General features: G+C 48.3%; 21 protein-coding genes. 16 read left to right on the forward strand and 5 right to left on the reverse strand.

Going from position 1 to position 22907, the window contains the following annotated elements; translation table 11 throughout:
- Positions 1-9 precede the first annotated feature (9 nt).
- From silA to GNG27_RS09635, 4 genes are all read left to right on the forward strand, one after another.
- Positions 10-3156 carry a Cu(+)/Ag(+) efflux RND transporter permease subunit SilA gene (silA, locus tag GNG27_RS09620; protein WP_156263529.1) on the forward strand — a complete coding sequence of 1049 codons (3147 nt, stop codon included), beginning with the start codon at positions 10-12 and terminating at the stop codon, positions 3154-3156.
- Positions 3157-3241: 85 nt separating this feature from the next.
- Positions 3242-3682: a DUF411 domain-containing protein gene (locus GNG27_RS09625; RefSeq protein ID WP_156263530.1), complete on the forward strand. Its 441-nt coding sequence runs from the start codon at positions 3242-3244 to the stop codon at positions 3680-3682.
- 127 nt (positions 3683-3809) lie between these two features.
- Positions 3810-6251: an Ag(+)-translocating P-type ATPase SilP gene (gene silP / locus GNG27_RS09630; protein WP_156263531.1), complete on the forward strand. Its 2442-nt coding sequence runs from the start codon at positions 3810-3812 to the stop codon at positions 6249-6251.
- 42 nt (positions 6252-6293) lie between these two features.
- Positions 6294-6482, forward strand: a complete 189-nt coding sequence (locus GNG27_RS09635) for a DUF2933 domain-containing protein (RefSeq protein WP_156263532.1) — start codon at positions 6294-6296, stop codon at positions 6480-6482.
- 33 nt (positions 6483-6515) lie between these two features.
- On the opposite strand, the gene GNG27_RS09640 is transcribed toward GNG27_RS09635, so the two are convergent.
- Positions 6516-7253: a peptidoglycan DD-metalloendopeptidase family protein gene (locus GNG27_RS09640; protein WP_156263533.1), complete on the reverse strand. Its 738-nt coding sequence runs from the start codon at positions 7251-7253 to the stop codon at positions 6516-6518.
- A 457-nt stretch (positions 7254-7710) separates the two neighbouring features.
- On the opposite strand from GNG27_RS09640, the gene pcoA reads away from it, so the two are divergent.
- The 7 genes from pcoA (at position 7711) to GNG27_RS09675 (ending at position 14561) form a co-directional block, all read left to right on the forward strand.
- Complete coding sequence (pcoA, locus tag GNG27_RS09645; protein WP_156263534.1) at positions 7711-9528, forward strand: multicopper oxidase PcoA; 1818 nt, start codon at positions 7711-7713, stop codon at positions 9526-9528.
- Positions 9529-9533: 5 nt separating this feature from the next.
- A complete protein-coding gene (gene pcoB / locus GNG27_RS09650) occupies positions 9534-10424 on the forward strand; it encodes a copper resistance outer membrane transporter PcoB (RefSeq protein ID WP_197090578.1) in 891 nt (296 codons plus the stop codon).
- A 39-nt stretch (positions 10425-10463) separates the two neighbouring features.
- Complete coding sequence (gene copC / locus GNG27_RS09655; RefSeq protein WP_156263535.1) at positions 10464-10844, forward strand: copper homeostasis periplasmic binding protein CopC; 381 nt, start codon at positions 10464-10466, stop codon at positions 10842-10844.
- A 4-nt stretch (positions 10845-10848) separates the two neighbouring features.
- Positions 10849-11778, forward strand: coding sequence for a copper homeostasis membrane protein CopD (gene copD / locus GNG27_RS09660; protein WP_156263536.1), 930 nt, complete (start codon positions 10849-10851; stop codon positions 11776-11778).
- Positions 11779-11832: 54 nt separating this feature from the next.
- Positions 11833-12513 (forward strand): heavy metal response regulator transcription factor, encoded by a 681-nt coding sequence (locus GNG27_RS09665; protein WP_156263537.1) that lies wholly within the window; start codon positions 11833-11835, stop codon positions 12511-12513.
- The gene (locus GNG27_RS09670) at positions 12510-13910 is read left to right on the forward strand and encodes a sensor histidine kinase (protein ID WP_156263538.1); all 1401 of its coding nucleotides are present in this window, start codon (positions 12510-12512) and stop codon (positions 13908-13910) included. Before GNG27_RS09665 ends, GNG27_RS09670 begins: the two co-directional genes overlap by 4 nt.
- Before the next feature lie 216 nt (positions 13911-14126).
- Positions 14127-14561, forward strand: coding sequence for a copper-binding protein (locus tag GNG27_RS09675; protein ID WP_156263539.1), 435 nt, complete (start codon positions 14127-14129; stop codon positions 14559-14561).
- 257 nt (positions 14562-14818) lie between these two features.
- Here GNG27_RS09675 and GNG27_RS09680 read toward each other — a convergent pair whose 3' ends face one another.
- Complete coding sequence (locus GNG27_RS09680) at positions 14819-15928, reverse strand: nickel/cobalt efflux protein RcnA (RefSeq protein WP_156263540.1); 1110 nt, start codon at positions 15926-15928, stop codon at positions 14819-14821.
- Positions 15929-16049: 121 nt separating this feature from the next.
- Here GNG27_RS09680 and rcnR point away from each other — a divergent pair, with 121 nt between their 5' ends.
- The 3 genes from rcnR (at position 16050) to GNG27_RS09695 (ending at position 17387) form a co-directional block, all read left to right on the forward strand.
- Positions 16050-16322: a Ni(II)/Co(II)-binding transcriptional repressor RcnR gene (rcnR, locus tag GNG27_RS09685; RefSeq protein WP_000019951.1), complete on the forward strand. Its 273-nt coding sequence runs from the start codon at positions 16050-16052 to the stop codon at positions 16320-16322.
- 223 nt (positions 16323-16545) lie between these two features.
- Complete coding sequence (locus GNG27_RS09690; protein ID WP_156263541.1) at positions 16546-16869, forward strand: hypothetical protein; 324 nt, start codon at positions 16546-16548, stop codon at positions 16867-16869.
- Positions 16870-16955: 86 nt separating this feature from the next.
- Positions 16956-17387: a hypothetical protein gene (locus tag GNG27_RS09695; protein WP_156263542.1), complete on the forward strand. Its 432-nt coding sequence runs from the start codon at positions 16956-16958 to the stop codon at positions 17385-17387.
- A 381-nt stretch (positions 17388-17768) separates the two neighbouring features.
- Here the strand turns inward: GNG27_RS09695 and GNG27_RS23655 are convergent, their stop codons facing one another.
- Positions 17769-18167 carry a hypothetical protein gene (locus tag GNG27_RS23655; protein ID WP_231600442.1) on the reverse strand — a complete coding sequence of 133 codons (399 nt, stop codon included), beginning with the start codon at positions 18165-18167 and terminating at the stop codon, positions 17769-17771.
- Positions 18168-18182: 15 nt separating this feature from the next.
- Positions 18183-18392: a hypothetical protein gene (locus tag GNG27_RS23660; protein WP_231600443.1), complete on the reverse strand. Its 210-nt coding sequence runs from the start codon at positions 18390-18392 to the stop codon at positions 18183-18185.
- A 377-nt stretch (positions 18393-18769) separates the two neighbouring features.
- Here GNG27_RS23660 and GNG27_RS09705 point away from each other — a divergent pair, with 377 nt between their 5' ends.
- Together GNG27_RS09705 and GNG27_RS09710 are read left to right on the forward strand one after the other, a co-directional pair.
- Positions 18770-20623: an ATP-dependent endonuclease gene (locus GNG27_RS09705; RefSeq protein WP_156263543.1), complete on the forward strand. Its 1854-nt coding sequence runs from the start codon at positions 18770-18772 to the stop codon at positions 20621-20623.
- A complete protein-coding gene (locus GNG27_RS09710) occupies positions 20620-22335 on the forward strand; it encodes an ATP-dependent helicase (RefSeq protein WP_156263544.1) in 1716 nt (571 codons plus the stop codon). Before GNG27_RS09705 ends, GNG27_RS09710 begins: the two co-directional genes overlap by 4 nt.
- Positions 22336-22510: 175 nt before the next feature.
- Here GNG27_RS09710 and GNG27_RS09715 read toward each other — a convergent pair whose 3' ends face one another.
- Positions 22511-22888 carry a hypothetical protein gene (locus GNG27_RS09715; RefSeq protein ID WP_156263545.1) on the reverse strand — a complete coding sequence of 126 codons (378 nt, stop codon included), beginning with the start codon at positions 22886-22888 and terminating at the stop codon, positions 22511-22513.
- Positions 22889-22907 lie beyond the last annotated feature (19 nt).

The following is a 22907-nucleotide window of genomic DNA, read 5'->3' on the forward strand; positions in this document are numbered from 1 at the left end:
GAGACGACGATGATTGAATGGATTATCCGGCGCTCCGTCGCCAACCGTTTCCTCGTCATGATGGGAGCGCTGTTTCTCAGCATCTGGGGCACCTGGACCATCATCAATACGCCGGTCGATGCCTTGCCTGATCTGTCAGATGTGCAGGTCATTATCAAAACCAGCTATCCTGGCCAGGCTCCGCAAATTGTTGAAAACCAGGTCACCTATCCGCTTACGACGACCATGCTGTCGGTGCCAGGGGCAAAGACCGTGCGCGGTTTTTCCCAGTTCGGTGATTCCTATGTGTACGTCATTTTTGAAGACGGGACCGATCTGTACTGGGCCCGGTCGCGGGTGCTGGAATATCTGAATCAGGTTCAGGGAAAACTGCCTGCTGGCGTGAGCTCTGAAATCGGCCCTGATGCCACGGGCGTGGGCTGGATCTTTGAATACGCGCTGGTCGATCGCAGTGGAAAGCATGACCTTTCCGAACTGCGCTCCCTGCAGGACTGGTTCCTGAAATATGAGCTGAAGACTATCCCGAACGTTGCCGAGGTTGCGTCGGTTGGCGGCGTGGTCAAGCAGTATCAGATCCAGGTCAATCCGCTAAAACTGTCCCAGTACGGTATCAGCCTGCCTGAGGTGAAACAGGCTCTCGAGTCTTCTAACCAGGAAGCCGGTGGCTCATCCGTGGAAATTGCGGAAGCCGAGTACATGGTTCGGGCCAGCGGTTACCTCCAGAGCATTGATGATTTCAATAACATCGTCCTGAAAACAGGCGAGAACGGGGTGCCGGTTTATCTGCGGGATGTTGCCCGCGTGCAGACCGGGCCTGAAATGCGGCGTGGTATTGCCGAGCTGAACGGCCAGGGTGAAGTCGCCGGCGGCGTGGTGATCCTGCGGTCGGGTAAAAATGCGCGCGACGTTATCACCGCGGTGAAAGACAAACTGGAAACGCTGAAGGCCAGCCTGCCGGAAGGGGTTGAAATTGTGACCACCTACGATCGCAGCCAGTTAATCGACCGGGCCATTGATAACCTCAGCTATAAGCTCCTTGAAGAGTTTATTGTAGTGGCCATCGTCTGCGCCCTGTTCCTGTGGCATCTCCGCTCAGCCCTGGTGGCGATTATTTCTCTGCCACTTGGCCTGTGCATCGCCTTTATCGTCATGCACTTCCAGGGGCTCAACGCCAATATTATGTCGCTGGGCGGAATAGCCATTGCCGTCGGGGCGATGGTGGATGCCGCCATCGTGATGATCGAAAATGCGCATAAACGGCTGGAAGAGTGGGATCATCAGCATCCGGGTCAGAAGATTGACAACGCCACCCGCTGGAAAGTGATCACCGACGCCTCCGTGGAAGTTGGGCCCGCGCTGTTCATCAGCCTGCTGATTATTACTCTGTCCTTTATTCCTATCTTTACCCTGGAAGGGCAGGAAGGGCGCCTGTTTGGCCCGCTGGCGTTCACGAAAACCTACTCCATGGCGGGAGCTGCCGCGCTGGCTATCATCGTCATTCCGATCCTGATGGGGTTCTGGATCCGCGGGAAAATTCCTGCCGAGACCAGTAACCCCCTGAACCGGGTACTGATCAAAGCCTATCATCCATTGCTGTTGCGGGTTCTCCACTGGCCAAAAACAACCCTGCTGGTTGCGGCCTTGTCCATTTTCACCGTTATCTGGCCCCTGAGTCAGGTGGGCGGTGAGTTTCTGCCGAAGATAAACGAGGGCGACCTGTTGTATATGCCGTCGACCCTGCCGGGCGTCTCTCCGGCTGAAGCTGCAGCGCTCCTGCAGACGACGGACAAGCTCATCAAAAGCGTTCCTGAAGTGGCCTCTGTATTTGGCAAGACCGGTAAAGCAGAGACCGCAACGGATTCCGCACCGCTCGAAATGGTTGAAACCACGATCCAGCTCAAACCTGAGGATCAGTGGCGTCCAGGCATGACGATTGACAAGATTATTGAAGAACTCGACAGGACCGTCCGTTTACCGGGGCTGGCAAACCTCTGGGTGCCGCCAATCCGTAACCGTATTGATATGCTCTCAACCGGGATCAAAAGCCCGATAGGTATCAAGGTGTCCGGGACCGTTCTGGCGGATATCGATGCGACGGCGCAGAGTATCGAGGCGGTCGCCAAAACCGTGCCGGGCGTGGTGTCTGCCCTGGCTGAGCGACTTGAGGGTGGGCGCTACATCGATATCGATATCAACCGGGAAAAAGCATCCCGCTACGGAATGACGGTGGGCGATGTGCAGCTGTTCGTCTCCTCAGCCATCGGCGGCGCGACGGTAGGGGAAACGGTTGAGGGCGTGGCCCGGTACCCGATCAATATCCGCTATCCCCAGGATTACCGGAACAGTCCGCAGGCGCTGAAACAGATGCCGATCCTGACCCCGATGAAGCAGCAAATCACGCTGGGTGATGTGGCGGACGTTAACGTGGTCTCCGGGCCAACCATGTTGAAAACGGAAAACGCGCGGCCTGCGAGCTGGATTTATATTGATGCCCGCGACAGGGACATGGTGTCGGTGGTCAATGATATTAAGACGGCCATCAGTCAGAACGTGAAGCTGAGACCGGGTACCAGCGTGTCATTCTCCGGCCAGTTTGAACTGCTGGAGCATGCCAACAAGAAACTGAAGCTGATGGTGCCGATGACGGTGATGATCATCTTCATCCTGTTATATCTGGCATTCCGCCGGGTTGATGAAGCCCTGTTGATCCTGATGAGCCTGCCGTTCGCCCTGGTTGGCGGGATATGGTTCCTGTACTGGCAGGGCTTCCATATGTCAGTGGCGACCGGAACCGGGTTTATCGCCCTGGCCGGGGTGGCAGCAGAGTTTGGTGTGGTCATGCTGATGTATCTGCGTCATGCCATTGAAGCGCACCCGGAATTGTCCCGTAAAGAGACGTTCACACCGGAAGGTCTTGATGAAGCCCTCTACCATGGTGCCGTACTGCGTGTCCGGCCGAAAGCCATGACCGTGGCGGTGATCATTGCGGGTCTGCTGCCAATACTCTGGGGAACCGGTGCGGGTTCAGAAGTGATGAGCCGTATCGCGGCACCCATGATTGGTGGGATGATCACGGCTCCGCTGCTGTCCCTGTTCATTATTCCTGCCGCCTACAAATTAATCTGGCTGCGCAGACATAAAAAAAGCGTGTCATAGAACTAAAAGGGCACCCCTGCGGGTGTCCTTTTGAATACATTCGCCTGAACATCAGGGTTTGTATCGAGAATTTACAGAGGTATTTATGAAAAAAGTAATTTTAATGGCCCTGGCTCTCGGCCTTTCACTGCCGGCAATGGCGAGTGAAAAAGTGATAGAAATGTATAAGTCTGAAAATTGTGGATGCTGCTCGTTATGGGGCAAGGCGATGGAAAAAGATGGGTTTGAAGTGCGAACCCACGTTATGAATGATCAGGCACTGGCCGCCCTGAAAGAGAAACATGCCATTCCGGCAGGATTGAGGAGTTGTCATACAGCGGTTGCAGGCAATCTGATCATCGAAGGCCATGTCCCTGCCTCTACGATTCATAAGGCAATGCAGTCTGGTTCGGGTATTTATGGCCTCGCCACCCCCGGCATGCCTGACGGGAGTCCGGGAATGGAGATGGGGGCCCGTAAAGAGGCTTACGATGTTATCGCATTCGCACCGGATGGAAGTAAGAACGTCTTCCAGCGAATCGAATAGGCAGCGGAGCTGCTGATAACGGGACGCCGGCAGTAGCCAGTCTTATGCCGGCGATATTCGTGGTAATCGTATCCGTGACATACCCTGAAGATAGAAGACACTTCAGGTGTGCATAAGGAGAATTACTGTGAAAAATGACAATGCAGCGGAACACAACAACCAGACTGCTTCTGAACAGACATTATCCGCAGACAAGAGTCACTTATTGCATAAGGTGAGAGATCCTGTTTGCGGGATGGCCATCCTGCCCGACAAGGCGCACAGCAGCATTCGATACCAGGACCATCAGTTTTATTTCTGCTCCGCCAGCTGTGAGAGCAAATTTAAAGCCCATCCCGATCATTATCTTACCGAAGATGTCAGTGAACATTCCCATCACCACGACCACCATGAAGCCAGCCCTGATAAGATAAAAAAGTCTCACCGCCATGCGGAGAAAAAGATTTCTGAAGGTGTGTGGACATGCCCGATGCATCCGGAGATACGCCGTAGTGGTCCCGGAAGCTGTCCTGTCTGTGGAATGGCGCTGGAACCGCTCGTAGCTACTGCATCCACGGGGCAGAGTGATGAACTTCGCGACATGACAAGACGCTTCTGGCTGGGGTTATTGCTTGCGTTTCCGGTTCTGGTACTCGAAATGGGGTCTCATTTGTTTCCCGCTTTGAGGAATATAATACCGGCTCAGTACAACACATGGCTGCAGCTACTTCTGGCCTCTCCTGTCGTGTTGTGGTGTGGCTGGCCATTCTTCGCCCGGGCCGGGATGTCGTTGCGTAACCGCTCCCTGAATATGTTTACCCTCGTTGCAATGGGGACCGGCGTGGCCTGGGTTTACAGCGTCATTGCAACCGTATTTCCCTCCTGGTTTCCTGCATCGTTCAGAAACATAGATGGCCTGGTGGCCGTTTATTTTGAAGCCGCAGCTGTCATTACGGTGCTTGTCCTGCTGGGGCAGGTCCTTGAGTTGCGGGCAAGGGAACAAACCTCAGGTGCCATTACTGCGCTTCTGAACCTTGCCCCCAAAACCGCCAGGCGGCTGGATCATGACGGGCATGAAACGGATATTAATGCGGAAGATGTCCTGCCTGGCGATAAGCTCCGCATCAGACCAGGAGAGAGTATTCCGGTCGACGGTATCGTGGTCGAAGGCAAAACAACTGTTGATGAATCGATGGTGACCGGGGAGTCAATGCCGATGACCAAAACAGAAGGTGACCCTGTCATCGGCGGGACCATTAATCAGACAGGTAGTCTTATCATTCGTGCAGAGAAAGTCGGTGATGAAACGATGCTCTCACGAATTGTTCAGATGGTCGCTGATGCACAGCGTTCGCGCGCCCCCATCCAGAGAATGGCTGACAGCGTCTCAGGCTGGTTTGTTCCTCTGGTGATACTTATCGCGGTTGTTGCATTCGTGATCTGGTCTCTCTGGGGGCCCGAGCCCAGGGTGGCGCATGGTCTGATTGCGGCTGTATCGGTCCTGATTATTGCCTGTCCCTGTGCACTGGGGTTGGCCACGCCGATGTCGATAATGGTGGGGGTGGGTAAAGGAGCCCAGGCCGGGGTTTTAATCAAGAATGCCGAAGCCCTGGAGCGTCTTGAAAAAGTGGACACGCTGGTTGTCGATAAAACAGGCACGCTTACGGAAGGGGCGCCTACTGTGACAGGCATAATCAGCCTGAGTCCGGGTAGAGAAAATTCTCTCTTACGTGTAACGGCTGCCGTGGAAAAAGGATCGCAGCATCCGCTGGGCATGGCTGTAGTAAAAGCAGCTCAGGAAAAGGGGATCACAATACCGGCAGTCACTAATTTTGATGCCCCATCGGGTAAAGGGGTTTCAGGGAATGTTGAAGGCCAAATGGTCGTTATTGGTAATGAAGTGGCCATGCAGGAAAACGGTATTGTCGTGGATAAGCAAAAGCCAGTGGCGGACTCGTTGCGGATGGAAGGCGCTACCGTTATCTATGTTGCGGTAGATGGACATCTCGCAGGCATGATCGCTATCTCGGATCCCCTGAAAGCAACCTCGTCGGAAGCACTTAAAGCCTTACGCCAGGCGGGCATTAGCATTGTTATGCTGACGGGCGATAACCAACTCACCGCCGAAGCCGTGGCACGTAAACTGGGGATAGAAGAGGTCGAGGCCGGGGTTCTGCCAGAGGGTAAACAAGCAGTGATTACCCGACTGAAAGAATCAGGTCATGTGGTTGCGATGGCCGGAGACGGTGTGAATGATGCACCGGCGCTGGCTGCAGCTGACGTGGGCATAGCCATGGGTACTGGCACGGATGTGGCGATAGAAAGTGCCGGCATCACGCTCCTCAAAGGCGATTTGATGATGCTGAACAGAGCCCGTCATTTGTCAGAGATCACCATGAGGAATATCCGGCAGAATCTGTTTTTTGCATTTATCTACAATGCACTCGGCGTGCCTGTGGCTGCAGGCCTGCTTTACCCTGTGTATGGAATACTGCTTTCGCCAATTATCGCGGCTGCAGCCATGGCTCTTTCCTCAGTCAGCGTCATCGTTAATGCGTTACGTCTGAGGAGTGTCAGGCTCGGCAAATAATCGCTTCAGTGAATGGTCTGTTGCGAACAGAAGGAGTCCAGCATGAAAAGTACCACTTATGCTCTTATTGCTGTCGCCGCGATCGCGGCATTCGCGCTCATACGAGAACACTGGTCACATATTGCAGGCTACTGGCCTTATCTGTTGCTGTTGGTATGCCCCCTGATGCATCTTTTTCACGGACATGGAGGGCATCAACATCACAGTGGTGAACACAATAAAAAAAATTAACTGCCTGGCGGGACTGCATTTGCGGTCCCGTTATTAGTCCAGATATCGCTCATAGGCTCTGGCGTGCGCAAACGCGTGCTGTTCGAGTTTGTTATCCATGGGAGTTGCAACCCTGAACGCCAGTGAGTTAACAGGATTATTATTAATGACCAGCTCATAATGAAGGTGAGGGCCAGATGAACGTCCGCTGTTACCGGATAAAGCAATAGTTGCTCCCCGCGATATCTTTGCACCTTTTTTAACAAGTATTTTATTGAGATGAAGGTAGCGTGTTTGGACACCGTCTTTCCCCGTTACTTCAATAAAATTCCCCATCGTACTGTTATATTCTGCCCGGGTTATTTTCCCATTGATGACACTGACAATTTTCGTATTCATAGGCATTGAATAATCGATGCCGTTGTGGGGGCTAACCTTGCCCGATACAGGATTAAGACGTGCCGGATTGAAAGGTGAACTTATTCTGGCTGTGGCCGGCAATGGGTAATCAAGACTGGTTTTACTAGCCGTATCAGAAAGATTAAAAAACTGCCTGTCAGATATACGATACGCCGTGTAATTAAATTTTCCGGATGTAAATTTATAGGCCACTACACGTGATTTTCCCGCTTTTTTTTGCAGCAGCATTTTTAGTGATTCATTTTTCTTTAAATGCCGAAGATCAAATCGGGAGGGTAACGAACGCTGAAGCGTAGCAATTTCGGTCGATTCCAGACCTGAACGCGCAGCAGAGAGGTAAACATTATCTTTCACTACATCTGTAGAGTACATTTACTGAAATTCGCAGTTAGCATTATCACTGCCAGGTATGCTAAGGAATTTTTGCGTACCTGTCACCAGTCAGAGCATCTGATGAAGCTGTTTTTGACAGATAACGACAGGTTGATGCACTACACCATCCCCGTCCGGTACTCTACTTCTGATGTGTCTGGGACGACGCGGTTCTACAATAAAAATGATTAACCCAGGTGAAAAATTTAATTTTTTACAAAAGGGAATGCTTTCTGTGTAACGTAATAAAATACGACCTCGTGATTATGTATTAAATAAATATCCTGCGGCAAAGATGACACAAATGTAATAGAAGGGCTTACATTACACGATTGTAATGAAATTGTTTCTTTAATTGTGCTAGCTTCCTTTCATTGAAAGAGGATGTACCGGGAAATCTAATTCAAATCGGTGGTCGACCTCTACTAATGACCATAATTTAATTAAGGGAACGCTCATGCTGGTGAAAACATCACGCCGAACTTTTTTGAAGGGGTTGACCCTTTCTGGCGTAGCCGGAAGTCTTGGCGTATGGAGTTTCAATGCGCGCTCCACCCTAAGTTTGCCACCCGCTGCGTCTCTGCATGGTACTCATTTTGACCTGACTATTGGTGAAACGGCAGTGAATATCACCGGCAGTGAACGCCAGGCCAAGACAATCAATGGTGGCCTGCCGGGTCCAGTCCTGCGCTGGAAAGAAGGCGAAACCATTACTCTGAAAGTCAAAAACCGCCTCAATGAACAGACGTCCATCCACTGGCACGGCATTATTCTTCCTGCAAATATGGATGGTGTACCCGGGCTGAGTTTTATGGGTATCGAGCCCGATGACACCTACGTCTACACCTTTAAGGTTAAGCAGAACGGGACTTACTGGTACCACAGCCATTCCGGTCTGCAGGAACAGGAGGGGGTATACGGTGCCATTATCATCGATGCAAGGGAGCCTGAACCGTTTGCTTACGATCGTGAACACGTGGTCATGTTGTCTGACTGGACCGATGAAAACCCTCACAGCCTGCTGAAAAAATTAAAAAAACAGTCGGATTACTACAATTTCAATAAACCAACCGTTGGCTCGTTTTTCCGCGACGTGAATACCAAGGGCCTTTCAGCCACCATTGCCGATCGGAAAATGTGGGCTGAAATGAAAATGAATCCGACTGATCTCGCGGATGTCAGTGGCTACACCTACACCTATCTCATGAACGGACAGGCCCCGCTGAAAAACTGGACCGGACTATTCCGTCCCGGTGAAAAAATACGCTTACGGTTTATCAACGGCTCGGCAATGACCTATTTCGATATCCGCATCCCCGGGCTGAAAATGACGGTCGTGGCTGCGGATGGTCAGTATGTAAACCCGGTTACCGTTGACGAATTCAGGATTGCCGTTGCCGAAACCTATGACGTCATCGTGGAACCACAGGGTGAGGCCTATACCATTTTTGCACAATCCATGGATCGGACCGGCTATGCCCGTGGGACGCTGGCCACGAGAGACGGATTAAATGCTGCAGTCCCTGCTCTCGATCCCCGTCCCCTGCTGACTATGGAAGATATGGGCATGGGAGGAATGGGTCATGATATGGCAGGCATGGACCACAGCCAGATGGGTGGCATGGATAACAGCGGACAGATGATGTCAATGGACGGTGCTGATCTACCAGAAAGCGGGACATCCTCCGCGCCTATGGACCACAGCAGTATGGCCGGAATGGATCATTCCCAGATGGCAGGAATGCCGGGTATGCAAAGTCATCCCGCGTCAGAAACGGATAACCCACTGGTTGATATGCAGGCGATGAGTGTCTCTCCGAAGTTAAACGATCCGGGCCTTGGGCTTCGCAACAATGGCCGAAAAGTTCTCACATATGCAGATTTGAAAAGCAGCTTTGAAGATCCTGATGGACGTGAACCCGGCCGCACCATAGAACTGCATTTAACCGGGCATATGGAAAAGTTTGCCTGGTCGTTTAACGGTATCAAGTTTTCAGATGCCGCTCCAGTCCTGCTCAAATACGGCGAGCGGCTCAGAATAACGCTGGTCAACGACACCATGATGACCCACCCCATTCATCTCCATGGTATGTGGAGCGATCTGGAAGATGAAAACGGTAATTTCATGGTTCGTAAACACACAATTGATGTTCCTCCTGGTACAAAACGCAGTTACAGAGTGACAGCAGATGCGCTTGGCCGCTGGGCGTATCACTGCCATTTGCTCTATCACATGGAAATGGGAATGTTTCGTGAAGTCCGGGTGGAGGAATGATGCGAATGAAGAGAAATTTAAAGGCCATACCTGTTCTGGTCGCCGGTTTATTTACCTCAGAGGTTTCGATTGCAGCGGGCTCCGTCTCTGCAGATCCCCACGCCGGGCACGACATGTCTTCCATGCAGATGCCAGCAGATGAAAATTTCACTGAGATGACCTCGATGGAGCCCATGGTAACAGAGAGCAGAACACCAATTCCGCCTGTTACCGATGCCGACCGGAAGGCTGCATTCGGCAATTTACAGGGGCATGCGATCCATGACAGTGCAATTAATTATCTGGTTCTGCTGGATCAACTGGAATGGCAACGATCGGATAACACCGACAATTTCAGCTGGAGTGTTAACAGCTGGATTGGAGGCGACACAGACCGGCTTTGGCTAAAGAGTGAAGGCGAACGAAGCGGGGGGAAAACGGAGACGGCAGAAGCCCAGTTACTCTGGGGGCATGCGGTTGGCCCATGGTGGGATTTGGTTGCAGGTGTCAGGCAGGATTTCAGACCAGCGTCAGCCCAGACCTGGGCCGCTGTCGGTTTTCAGGGCTTAGCCCTTTATAATTTTGAATCTGAAATCACAGGATTTGTCAGTGATGGCGGAAAAACAGCCCTCCGTCTGGGAGGGGAGTACGACGTTTTACTGACTAACCGACTGATACTCCAGCCATCTTATGAGGTAAATCTCTATAGCCATGATGATGAAGGCCGAGGGCGAGGTAGGGGATTATCCGACACTGAACTTGGACTACGGCTACGTTATGAGGTTCGACGCGAGTTTGCACCTTATATAGGCGTTTCCTGGAATCAGCTTTACGGCAAAACATCCGACATGGCGAAAAGAGAGGGTGAAAAAGACCATCAGGTAGTATTTCTGGCGGGAGCCAGAATATGGTTTTAATGCAGTGATAGAAAACACTTAACTTAACAGGTAAAGAATATGTTGATTTTAAAAAAAGCCATTCTGACTGGCGGTTTGGTAATGGGCGTCGTTTTTTCTGCAATGGCACATCCTGAATTAAAAGGATCTGTACCGCAGGCTAATTCAACCGTAACTGCCCCTGAAAAAATACAACTTAATTTCACAGAGGATCTGACCGTTAAATTCTCTGGTGCAAAATTAACGATGACCGGAATGAAGGGAATGTCATCGCATTCACCTATGCCAATAGCCGCAAAAGTTGCACCAGGCACGGAGCCTAAGTCTATGGTTATTATCCCGCGAGAACCTTTACCAGCGGGAACATATCGTGTTGACTGGCGTGCCGTTTCTTCAGATACGCATCCTATTACCGGTAATTACACTTTTACAGTGAAGTAATATCATGAACGACCTGATTATGATTGTTATTCGTTTTTTTCTTTATCTTGATTTAATGATTATCTTTGGATTGCCATTTTTCCAGATATATGGAATAAGCGGCAGTCGGAATGAAAAGTATAATTTAACTAATTTCAGGTCGTTTATCGCTGTTGCTGTACTGACTGGTATCCTGCTCACTGGTGTTAATATGCTCCTTGTATCAAATGCGATGAGTGGGGTGACCGATCTCCGGGAATTATCCATCCATATTATTGAGATGGTGATAGAAGAAACCGACGTAGGGATCAGTTGGGTTATCAGACTTTGCGCACTGTTTATCACACTTGGCGGTCTGCTTCTTTACTCTAAAAAAAGAGTGTTGTCCTGTGTGCTGATGACCCTGAGTGGAGGCGTAGCGCTGGCCACACTTGCATGGGGAGGGCATGCCGTCATGCATGACGGTGTGCATTATTATCTCCATTTGCTGAGTGATTTAACCCATCTCGGTGCAGCAGGAGCATGGACAGGCGCTCTGGCTGCATTCGCCATCTTACTGATGCGAAAAGATAATCATAATGCACACGGGGTCGGCATAATTTCTGACTCGTTAGCAAGATTTGCAACGGCTGGAACGGTGATCGTTGTGGCCCTGAGCCTGAGTGCGCTGGTTAACTATCTGTACATTGCGGATGGTGATTTAACCCCCTTGTTCAGCAGCTCATGGGGAGGCATATTGCTTGCGAAAACTGCTCTGTTTGTTCTGATGCTCCTGCTTGCAGCAGCAAATCGGTTTCACCTTGGCCCCAGACTTGAAGTAATGGTCAGAGAAGGTAACTATGATCGTAGTGTCGCCCTGATGCGAAACAGCATCCTGACAGAGTTTTTTGTTGCTGTCACAATTCTGGGCGCCGTATCCTGGCTTGGGATGCTTGCCCCGACTCAGGCCAGTTAGGGCAATTGCAAGGCTCTGCAGGAAGATTTTTATTATCATGTCAGCGAGTGGACTATGCAGCGTATTTTAATCGTTGAAGACGAACAAAAGACAGGCCGTTATCTACAGCAAGGGCTGATTGAGGAAGGGTATCTGGCCGATCTCTTTGATAATGGCCGGGACGGTCTTGGTGCTGCACTAGAGAGTCATTATGACTTGATCATACTGGACGTCATGCTTCCATATCTGGACGGATGGGAGATCATCAGCGCTCTGCGGGCATCAGGTCATGAAGAGCCGGTGTTATTTTTAACCGCAAAAGATAATGTGCGAGATAAAGTGAAAGGGCTCGAACTTGGCGCTGATGACTATCTGATAAAGCCGTTCGATTTCACGGAACTGGTTGCACGTGTAAGAACACTACTGCGTCGAGTACGTCCGCAGGGTGCTACGATTTGCACCATTGCTGACATGACTGTTGATATGGTGCGCCGGACCGTGACCCGGTCGGGTAAAAAGATCCATCTCACTGGTAAGGAGTACGTTTTGCTTGAGCTGCTGTTGCAGCGTACCGGAGAGGTTTTACCAAGAAGTCTGATTTCATCCCTGGTCTGGAATATGAATTTTGACAGTGATACGAATGTGATTGATGTCGCTGTGAGGCGACTGAGAAGCAAAATTGATGATGACTTTGAGCCAAAACTGATCCACACCGTTCGCGGCGCCGGATATGTCCTGGAGATCAAAGAAGAGTGAGGTTTAAAATTTCTCTGACCACTCGCCTGAGCCTGATTTTTTCAGCAGTTATGCTTACGGTATGGTGGTTATCAAGTTTTATATTAATAAGCACCCTGAATGGCTATTTCGATAATCAAGACAGAGATTTTCTGACGGGTAAACTTCAGCTTACCGAAGAATTACTTAAAACAGAAACATTCAGGAGCAAAACGGATATAAAATCGTTATCCGAAAAAATAAATGATGCAATGGTGGGGCACAATGGATTATTCATTTCTATAAAAAATACCGATAATGAAAAAATAGTTGAGCTCTATGCTAAGAATTCTACCGTCCCTGCGACTTTGCTGAGCCAGTCCGGTGATATTCTTGACTATATGGTTCAGACAGAAGAGAACAATACTGTGTATCGCAGTATCTCGCGACGTGTTGCTGTAACTCCTGAACAGGGTGTAAATAAACATTTCATCATTACCGTTGCCACGGATACAGGTTATCATACCTTATTTATGGACAAACTCAGCACCTGGCTGTTCTGGTTTAATATCGGTCTTGTCTTTATTTCCATTTTTCTGGGCTGGCTGACAACACGAATTGGTTTGAAACCATTACGGGAGATGACTAACCTGGCTTCTTCTATGACGGTGCATAGCCTTAATCAACGTCTTAACCCCGATCTGGCACCCCCGGAAATCTCTGAGACCGTGCAGGAATTTAATAATATGTTCGACCGCCTGGAGAGTTCTTTCCGGAGATTATCCGATTTCTCTTCCGACATTGCGCATGAACTACGTACTCCGGTCAGTAATCTGATGATGCAGACGCAGTTTGCACTTTCTAAGGAAAGAGATAGTTCGCATTACCGTGAGATTTTATTTGCTAACCTTGAAGAGCTGAAAAGGTTATCACGAATGACCAGTGACATGCTTTTTCTGGCTCGCTCTGAGCATGGCTTGCTGCAACTGGAAAAGCATGATGTTGATCTGGCAGAGGAACTGAATGAGCTACGTGAGCTGTTTGAGCCTCTGGCAGAAGAAACAGGAAAAACGATCACCGTTGAAGGCGAGGGCGTTGTGGCTGGAGACAGCGATATGCTGCGACGTGCTTTCATCAATCTGCTGTCCAATGCAATCAAGTATTCTCCCGATAATTCACGTACAACAATACGCCTTGCTCAGATAAATGAATATGTGAATGTGACGATCGCGAATCCAGTATCAGGCGGGGTGCCAGCAAATCTGGAGCGCTTGTTTGACCGGTTCTATCGTGCAGACTCATCACGGGTCCACAACACGGAAGGTGCGGGGCTGGGATTATCAATTACGAGGTCGATCATTCATGCTCATGGTGGCGAGTTGTCAGCTGAACAGCAGGGGCGGGAAATTGTGTTCAATGTGTGTCTGTTAAGAAGTTGATACCGTTATTCAGAAGAAATATGGAAGGTGACAAAAATGTCATCATTCAGTCACGCGATAAACAGAGGCGGTTTTTTATAATCATTCATAAATCAGGAGCGGCGAGATACTTAATCGCCTGGTTCCTGGATTGATGAATAACCCGCCCTGAGATCAAATGCTTTCTCTGTTATAAGCCATTGATTGTTTGGGTATGAATACACCGGAGACCCAACCATGAAAAAGATCCTTGTATCATTTGTTGGCATTATGGCTGTCGCTTCATCCGCTATGGCTGCAGAGACAATGAACATGCATGACCAGGTAAATAATGCCCAGGCGCCTGCCCATCAGATGCAGTCAACTTCTGAAAAAAGCACTGTTCAGGGAGACAGCATGACAACGATGGATATGAGCGGTCACGATCAGGCTGCAATGTCCCATGAAATGATGCAAAACGGCAACGCTTCTGCCCACCAGGACATGGCGGAAATGCATAAAAAAATGATGAAAGGCAAATCAGGAGCCACCAACGAAACAGCAAAGTCATTTTCTGAAATGAACGAGCATGAAAAAGCCGCTGTTGTACACGAGAAGGCGAATAATGGTCAGTCTTCCGTTATTCATCAGCAGCAGGCTGAAAAGCATCGCAGCCAGATCCCCCAGAATTAACCCGCAGCTCCACTTGTTAGACCCTCATTTGACGCCGAAGTCACTGGCTTACGCTCCCATCCGGGAGCGTTTTTTTTATTCTTTCATTTATCATTGAGTCTTATGGGGATGGATTTAATCAGTTACTTGATCCCTGCCTCAGCAACAAGCCCCGGAAAGAGCAGCTTTATATTCCGGGTGTTTCTGCTCATAACCTCAACGGTGGCGCTTAGGATGTACTTTGTAAGTATCCAGAGTATGTGTCATCGGTACCGGTGTTAATGCACCAGCCCATTCCAGCCATGTATACCCATGTAAATCCCAACAGCAGCAATCAGGGCGCTTGAAATATAGGGTGCTCTTCTGGCGATGGTATTGAAGCCACTCCAGCGTTTTGCGACCTGACGAATGCTGATCGCCGCCCCCACTCCAACCGTTACAAGGGTCAATGCCAGGCCGATACTGAAACAAACAACCAGTGTGGCACCCAGCGTAAGCGCTTTAAGTTGAAGGCAGATCAACAATACAGTAATAGCTGCCGGGCAAGGGATAAGCCCTCCTGTCAGTCCAAATATCAGGATTTGCCCGTTGGTTACTTCTTTCCCGTCGAAGCGGCGTTTTATGTCATTGGCATGAGCCAGTTCATGAGCGTCCTGATACTCTTTCGAATTCACATCCAGCCCATCAAGCTCTGAGTGGTCATGGTCGTGCTCAGTGAACGCCACATCATAGTCATGGACATGACCACGATGCCCCAGAGACAGACGTACGTTAAAACTGTGAGGCTCTGGAATGGGCGATGTTGACTCCAGATAATCACCATGATCAACAAAATCAAAAGTCTGAGAGATCGTACTGTTTTCCCGAAGGGTGGTTAATGAGGTATCCTCAGAAGCCCATCTTTGGCCACTAAGAGTGCGTAACCGCCAGTGGGGAAGTTGACCCTCTTCAAAAATGGACAGTTCAACTTTTCCATGGCCAGTATCGATCAACCTTGTTTCGTCATGGTGATGATGTTCATTCTCTTGCACTCCCTCCAGCCAGTTTCTCTCCCCGCTCCAGGTTCGCCAGAACATCCAAAAAGCCGTACCAAGAATAATCACTGAAGAGACCATCTGTAGCCAGGGCTCGGCTGATTCTGCGGTAAATTTATTACTGATATACATCCCTCCAAAAGCAATCAGCCATACGACTGCAGTGTGCGACAGTGTTGCCGCTACACCCAGCATCACGGCCTGACGCACGGTGCCTTTTATGGCAATGATGAATGCTGCCATCATTGTTTTGGAGTGCCCGGGTTCCAGTCCATGAAGCGCGCCAAGGAGAATGGCGCTGGGGATGAAAAACCATGCGTTGCCTTGCTGAAGAAGTGTCGTAAATTCGTTCATGAAAATCATTCTTGGTTATTAAGTGTAAGCCGGATTCTACTCCCCCCCAGTACAATATACTACCCCCCAGTAGAATAACGCTGGTATAGTTACATAAATATCCAGGAGAGTAAGAGCCCACATGTCACATACCATCCGCGATAAACAAAAACTGAAAGCACGCACGAGCAAGATCCAGGGGCAGGTTGCTGCGCTGAAAAAAATGCTTGATGAACCTCACGAATGTGCCGCTGTACTGCAACAGATAGCCGCCATACGTGGTGCCGTGAATGGTTTATTGCGTGAAGTGATTAAGGGACATTTGACTGAACATATTGTTCATGAAAGTGAAGAACAGAAACGAGAAGAAGACCTGGACGTTGTGCTGAAGGTTCTGGATTCTTACATCAAATAACAAGTATTTCCTCTTTGGCTGTAAAGTCATGGACATCATTTGACCTAAAATACACTCTAACTAGAGATGCACACGGTCAGTTTAATCGGGGCAGGGTTTACGAGCGGATGAGGCAAAAACTGATGTATGGCCTGAAGAACGCTGGCGGGAGGCATTTCAAACATGGGCTGATGGGGGACTTGTTTTACTTTCATGGCGATATTTAGCCTCTTGGATTAGTGTTATGCCAGATAGCATTTTTGAGAAGATTGTTTCCAGTGTCGCCTGTTGGATTGAAAACGTATCCAGAAAAATCGACTGCCATGAGCAGATTCTGCTTTCTCTTTGCCAAAGGGTTTTAGAATTACCCCTGGAAAAGGGCTCCGGTTCTCATTTCATTAGCAATGGAGTTAAAACCTTTAGCCCGGTCACCTCAGCGATTAATCATCCTGTTGGCCATATTACGCAGGCCTTAATCAACCTGTGGTTCAAACATAATCCGAGTGATAATGAGCTACTTCCGGACACCCTAAAGCCTAGTTTTCAAATTTGTGTGACTCAGAAGTAGAGAAATTTATTCATGGACGCGTACTGTTAAGTTCGCAACTAATTGCACTTTTTCGAGTTGATCCAACTTGGACTGAGAAGTACCTTTTGCCATTTCTTGACTGGCGTAATCACATCGAGGCGAAAGCTGTATGGGAGGGTTTTCTCTGGTCGCCGCGATTGTACCAGCCACTAATGACAGCCTTTAAATTCCATTTTTTGGATAGTGCAAATCACTATGAAGACCTTGGTGAGCATCGTCAGCAATATGCAAGCTTGCTCACCTATGCAGCTTTAGGTCCGACACAAGATTACACCGTGGATGAATTCCGCGGGGCTATTAGCGTACTTCCGCAGCATGGGCTTGAAAAAATTGCTATGGTGCTCTACCAGGCTGGAAGGAGCAGGATATCAACGAGAGGATTACTGGAAGAATCGTATCCTCCCTTTTTGGCGAAATATCTGGCCAAAATCACTCGAATTAATGACGCAGCAGGTTTCAGCTTCGCTCACCCAACTGGTGATCGCATCAGGAAATGAATTCCCCTTCGCATTGAAAGAAGTATTAGTCTGGTTGCAACCCATTGAACATCCTAATTATGCATTACATCGACTGCTTGAATCGGGTTTATGTAATCGTTTTCCTGCTGAAGCCGTGGTATTGCTGAATGCCATTATATCTACAGCAAACCGGCGATGGTTACCTGAGAAGTTTAGCTTTTGTCGCAACGAAATTTCCCGAACTGCGCCACATCTTGAACAGGACGCAGGTTATTTACGGCTGAGTAATTATTATAGAAAGAATAATACTTGATGTTCACCTTAACAGTTGTTGCTATTTGAACTCTTGTTATTCGCATAAAGAAGGACCCGCTTGCCGGTTCTTTGTAACAGAAGTTTTATATTAGCAAGCACCATGATTTACGAATTTTTTACTGCACGGATTGCCAAACTTAGCTCATCTGGAATTGCCCCATCTTGCATGATCTGAATAGGAGTTTTCATCCCGCCTTTACCGATACTAATCGGTGTTTTCAGCAATGTAAGATGCAGTATTGGATGGATATCTTCATCAAATGCTTCCAAGATTTCATCAAATCCGGGCAGCAGCCCGTTATCGATGAACCGGAAGACTGGGAAGATAAAATCCGCATAAAGTTTAAATGCTATAAGTTGATGCTTTTTCACACGCACGTTGACCGCATGATGAGTAATCCCAAGAATATCTGCAACATCATCTATTCTTAGAATGCCACCAAGCTCCTGAAGACTACTATAGAACTCTCCGAGGTTTTCACGATGTCGACGTACTTTTCGCATTGCTTCAGCTTACGCTCAGGTCTTCTGATCCGTCAGGACAGTGCAGAGCAGCTGCATCAGAGAATGATCATCCATAGTAAGCGCGTTCATAGCCTTGTTTCTATCTTCAAACTCAGGCATGAGCGAGATCGCAAGGTCGTTAATCCTCTTTAGGAGATTTTGCTGTGGCTCAGATAGTTTATCTGGGAATCGCAGTTCAATCTCTACTATGGTGTGTTTCTTCATAATTACCCCCAGCTAGTGCCACACTTTTGAGAGTGCTAAATTATTAGGCAGTAGTCCTTACACCATCAGGTATGTTACTTATGGATCATAAGGCCAACCCGGTATTTTGCAGCAGTCGTTACTTTTTTTGATTACTCGGAAGCCTTACTCTATCAGCATGAGAGATTCCGTACGGTAGACAAATTATTTCTTCTGTCGCGTTGGCATTTTTTGTGAATGCATCGCCTTTGTGCGCGAACGAGTGGTGTTACGATAGACATGAAATCAGCCTATTGAGTGTATTTTGTCTAGCAATTAATCATCTTGTACAAGCGGTGATTAGTTCGCTTCTTTGAATGATTTACTATTCGGAACAGTTCTTAAGGACGGAGAATTCTATGTATCTCGCTGAACTCACGATTAAAAATTTCCGCAAACTTCGTGACAATAAACTTAAATTTCAGCCTGGTTTGAATGTTCTGGTAGGGGCGAACAACGTTGGTAAAAGTGCAGTAGTCGATGCGCTCAGGACGCTTCTCGCAGGACATGATGAGCCTTATCCTCGCCTTGATGTTTCCGACCGTCATCGTCCCAAAGAGGGTGAGCCAGCCGGAGACATCAGCTTCCATTTTGTCTTTAGAGATCTCAGTCTTGAAGATGAAGCAGACTTTATTGCTGCGCTTAAACCATGTGGTGACGACAGCATGGAGGCACATATCCATATTCGATATACCGATGTGGATCAGACAGGCCGCTTTAAAGTGAAACGTTGGTGCGGCGATCACCATGAGGTTGCGCTTACTTCAGACATGATGGAAAACCTTCGCGGAGTCTATCTGCAGCCTCTGCGGGATGCTGCGCAAAGCCTTCGACCTAGTCGAAACAGTCAACTGGCGCGCTTGCTTCATTTGCTCACAGATGACGATGGTCGCGAAGAAATAAACAAGGCGTTGAAGGAGCTTGATGAAAAGCTTCAATTGAATGCGTCCATTAATAACACCCATACTGCAATATCATCCCGACACCTGTCGATGATGGGGGAACAGTTAGCTCAAGCGCTTGCTGTAGGGCTTAGCGCCACTGATTTTCAACGTCTTTCAGCCCGGCTTTCTCTCACGGCTGAGACTTTGGAGATTGAACAAAATGGACTGGGCTTCAATAACCTGATCTTTATGGCAGTAGTACTTAGCGAACTGGCCAGAAATCCTGATGCAGCTTACCGGAGCTTGATCGTTGAGGAGCCTGAGGCGCATTTGCATCCACAATTGCAGCGAGTACTTTTGCGCTATCTTGCCGGTGTGCCGACGAGTGAAGGTGAAAAGCCTGTACAGTTGTTCGTTACCAGCCACTCACCAAATTTTGCCAGTAATTCAAAGCTAGAATCTCTTGTGTGTTTAGTAGAGAACGAAGACGGTATAGAGACTTTCTTCCCACGGGATATTAAGTTCGCCAAAGGTAAACGAGAAAAGCTGGAGCGCTATCTGGACGTGACCAGGGCTGAATTATTTTTTGCTCGCCGGGTGATTTTCGTCGAAGGTGCTGCAGAACTCATGCTGGTCGATGCACTTGCCTGCCTTATGAATTTTGACCTACGAGAGTATGGGGTCAGCCTCATCAGTGTCGAGGGTCTTAATTTTGACTCTTTTCTGCCACTGTTTGGAGAAAACGGGCTTCGAATTCCAGTTGCTGTCGTAACCGATGCTGATCCTTTTGAAGAGGAAGAGGTAGGGCATGAGGAGGATATTGAAGATCTACTTGCCGAAGCTGCCTATCTGGAAGAAACAGACACCCCTGAAGAGGATGAGCCCGTTAACGAGCAGGTAAAAAAGAAAAAAATTAAGCGGAAAGAAGTCTATCCGTCACTTGGCGACGAAGTAAGACTATCCGGCAATACCCTTAAGATGAAGAAATTAGAAGATTCTTTTGTGAAAGTTTTTCACGGCCTGAAAACCCTGGAATACGATTTGGCACTCCTTGAGGCAAACCGCGGCCCAATGCTAACAGCATTAGCCGACCCGCACCCAAGGATTGCAAAGGCTTTACGTAACATTGTGGATGCTCAACCAGACAATACTGCGAAGGCGAGGGCGCTGTTTTGCGGAATGTTCGAACGCAAAGATAGCTGCAATGTGCAAAAGGGCCGATTTGGACAGGCATTCGCTGAACAGATTGCCAGCACTCCAGGATGTAAGGTACCAGAATATCTTCAAAAGGCCATCCAGCATGTTTGTCAAGGAACGGGCAAATTATGAAACTCTCTGACGAGCAGAAAAAATTCATCAATGCGCCGTTGGGACCGATCGCTGTTACTGCGTGTGCTGGTAGCGGAAAAACGGCTACAGCCATCAGGCGTCTGATTGCTATAAGGCAGAAGATGGAAGAAAGCCGTGGTCGCGTCGTGCTTTTATCCTTCTCGAATGTTGCAGTCGATACTTTCAATAAAGGATACGATCAGCTGGCCTCAGTTTTATCGGACGACGCTAATCGAAAACGCGTAGAAGTCGATACGCTTGATGGTTTTTTTACTAAATACATACTGCGCCCTCATGCTTACCGCGCAATGGGAGCGAGTCAGGCTGCGTATCTGGTAACAGGAACTGAGCCATTTCTTTCGAGCTTTCAGTACTGGCCAGAAGAAGGTCGTCCTCTGCCGCTTAAGGACATAAGAATAGGTATACAGAATGGAAATATTTTCTTCACCAATTCAAACGGTGGGACAGAGAAACTTAATACCGTTAGAGCCTTAAAAGCAGTTGTATCTCTGGGAGAAACCGGTGCATATACTCATGAACTTGGTCGGTATTGGGTGTATCAAACTTTGGTCTCCCAACCAGCAGTACTGCGTGCGCTGGCGGCCCGCTATCCGCATATTCTTGTCGATGAGGCACAGGATCTGGGGACATTACATCAAGCCATCCTGGAGTTACTGATCGATGCAGGAGTCCAAGTTTCTCTCATCGGAGATGTGAACCAGAGTATATATGGCTTCGCGGGCGCTGATGGTTCATTTCTAAACACTTTCACGGAACGTGCTGAGGTTACAGGCTATAAGCTCACTCGCAACTATCGCTCGCTACCTTCGATCATCAATGTTGCCAATTTGTTATGCGAACGAGATGATGAACCAGATCGGGCGGCCGAAAAAGGCGGAGCATATTTCATTGGATACAAAGAATCAGAACTGCCAAAACTGTTTGAATCATTCCAGGCACATTTTCAAAAATTAGGCATGCGACATCAGGATGCGGTAATTCTCAGTCGGGGGGCGGACCGGGTGGCAAAACTGGCGGGGAAAACCATTCCGCCCGGGCGTGGTACGATAGCGATGTTATCAGAAGCTGCGTTGCTACGAGATCAGAAGGGCCTATATCATGACTGTTTTAAGTGTGTATGCCGGGCTGTAGTCGGATTGCTGGCTAATCCTCCACATGGGCTCAGTTCAAACCTTCAGGGTTTACCTCATGAAACGTGGATGATCGGGTTAAGACGATTGTTATGGAGCTTCAGCCGTAATACCGAAACAGGTTTACCATCTTCCGAGTTAACAGCTAAAACTGAATGGCATACTAAGCTCGTTAACAATGTTAGAGTTCTTCTCGCAGACATCGAGAAACAGTTCGGGTTTAAGGCAGTAGGTACGCTTGGCAACAGACTAGCAAAAACAGCGTTAACAGATGCCCCACTCACAGGTGAAGTGGCAGCTAAGGATAATGGTCATGGAATAAGGGTGGAAACTGTACATCAGGTGAAAGGTGAATCTATAGAAGCAGTTTTGTTTGTGGCGACCAAAGCTAATATTAAAGCTTTACTTTCAGGTACTAGTGGTGAAGAAGGTCGAATAGGGTATGTGGCGATTACCAGAGCTCGAAATTTATTTTTGCTTGCCGTACCTCAGTCTAATTTAAAAGAGTTGCGAGGGGATCTTATTACTGCTGGATTTCAAGAAATAAGGAGCAGTTCATGACATAATGTGGTTCATGATTTATGGCTAACAAAAATTACTTTGTTCGGGTTGGTCTACTGTCGTAATTTTAGTGATTATCAAATCAAAGATCAGGCGTAAAAAGGCTCATGAAATAAATGGATTAGCATAATCAGTAATTATTGGAAAACTACCCAATTAAAAGCAGTAAGGAGTGTTATTCTTTCTTTATGATTTTACGTCTTAATGGCAATATGGACTCACCTGTTAATGCATGAAGTTTACGCTTCGTTTCTAATAACTCAGCGAGTAAGGAGACCTCTCTGGCATAGGCTTCATCCAGTTGTTTACGCAACTCAGTTGTGGCATTCCTACTCTGAGTTAATTTAATTTGATAATGCTTATGTATCTGACTTTGTTCTAAAGCAGCATTCTCAATGTCTTTTATCAAAAGAGCATAAATAGGCCTTGATTTTTTTATGGTTCCTTTTTTTCTGCCTGCTTCTAAAGCTACAGTATCATTATTGATCTTCGCTTTCCTTTTAATCAAGCGTTCTAGAGCAGCATAATAGTCACTTAATGTTTCTGTAGCCATAATCAACCTCGGGGATCAT

The sequence above is a fragment of the Leclercia sp. 119287 genome (assembly GCF_009734485.1).
GTDB classification, from domain to species: Bacteria; Pseudomonadota; Gammaproteobacteria; order Enterobacterales; family Enterobacteriaceae; genus Enterobacter; species Enterobacter adecarboxylatus_C.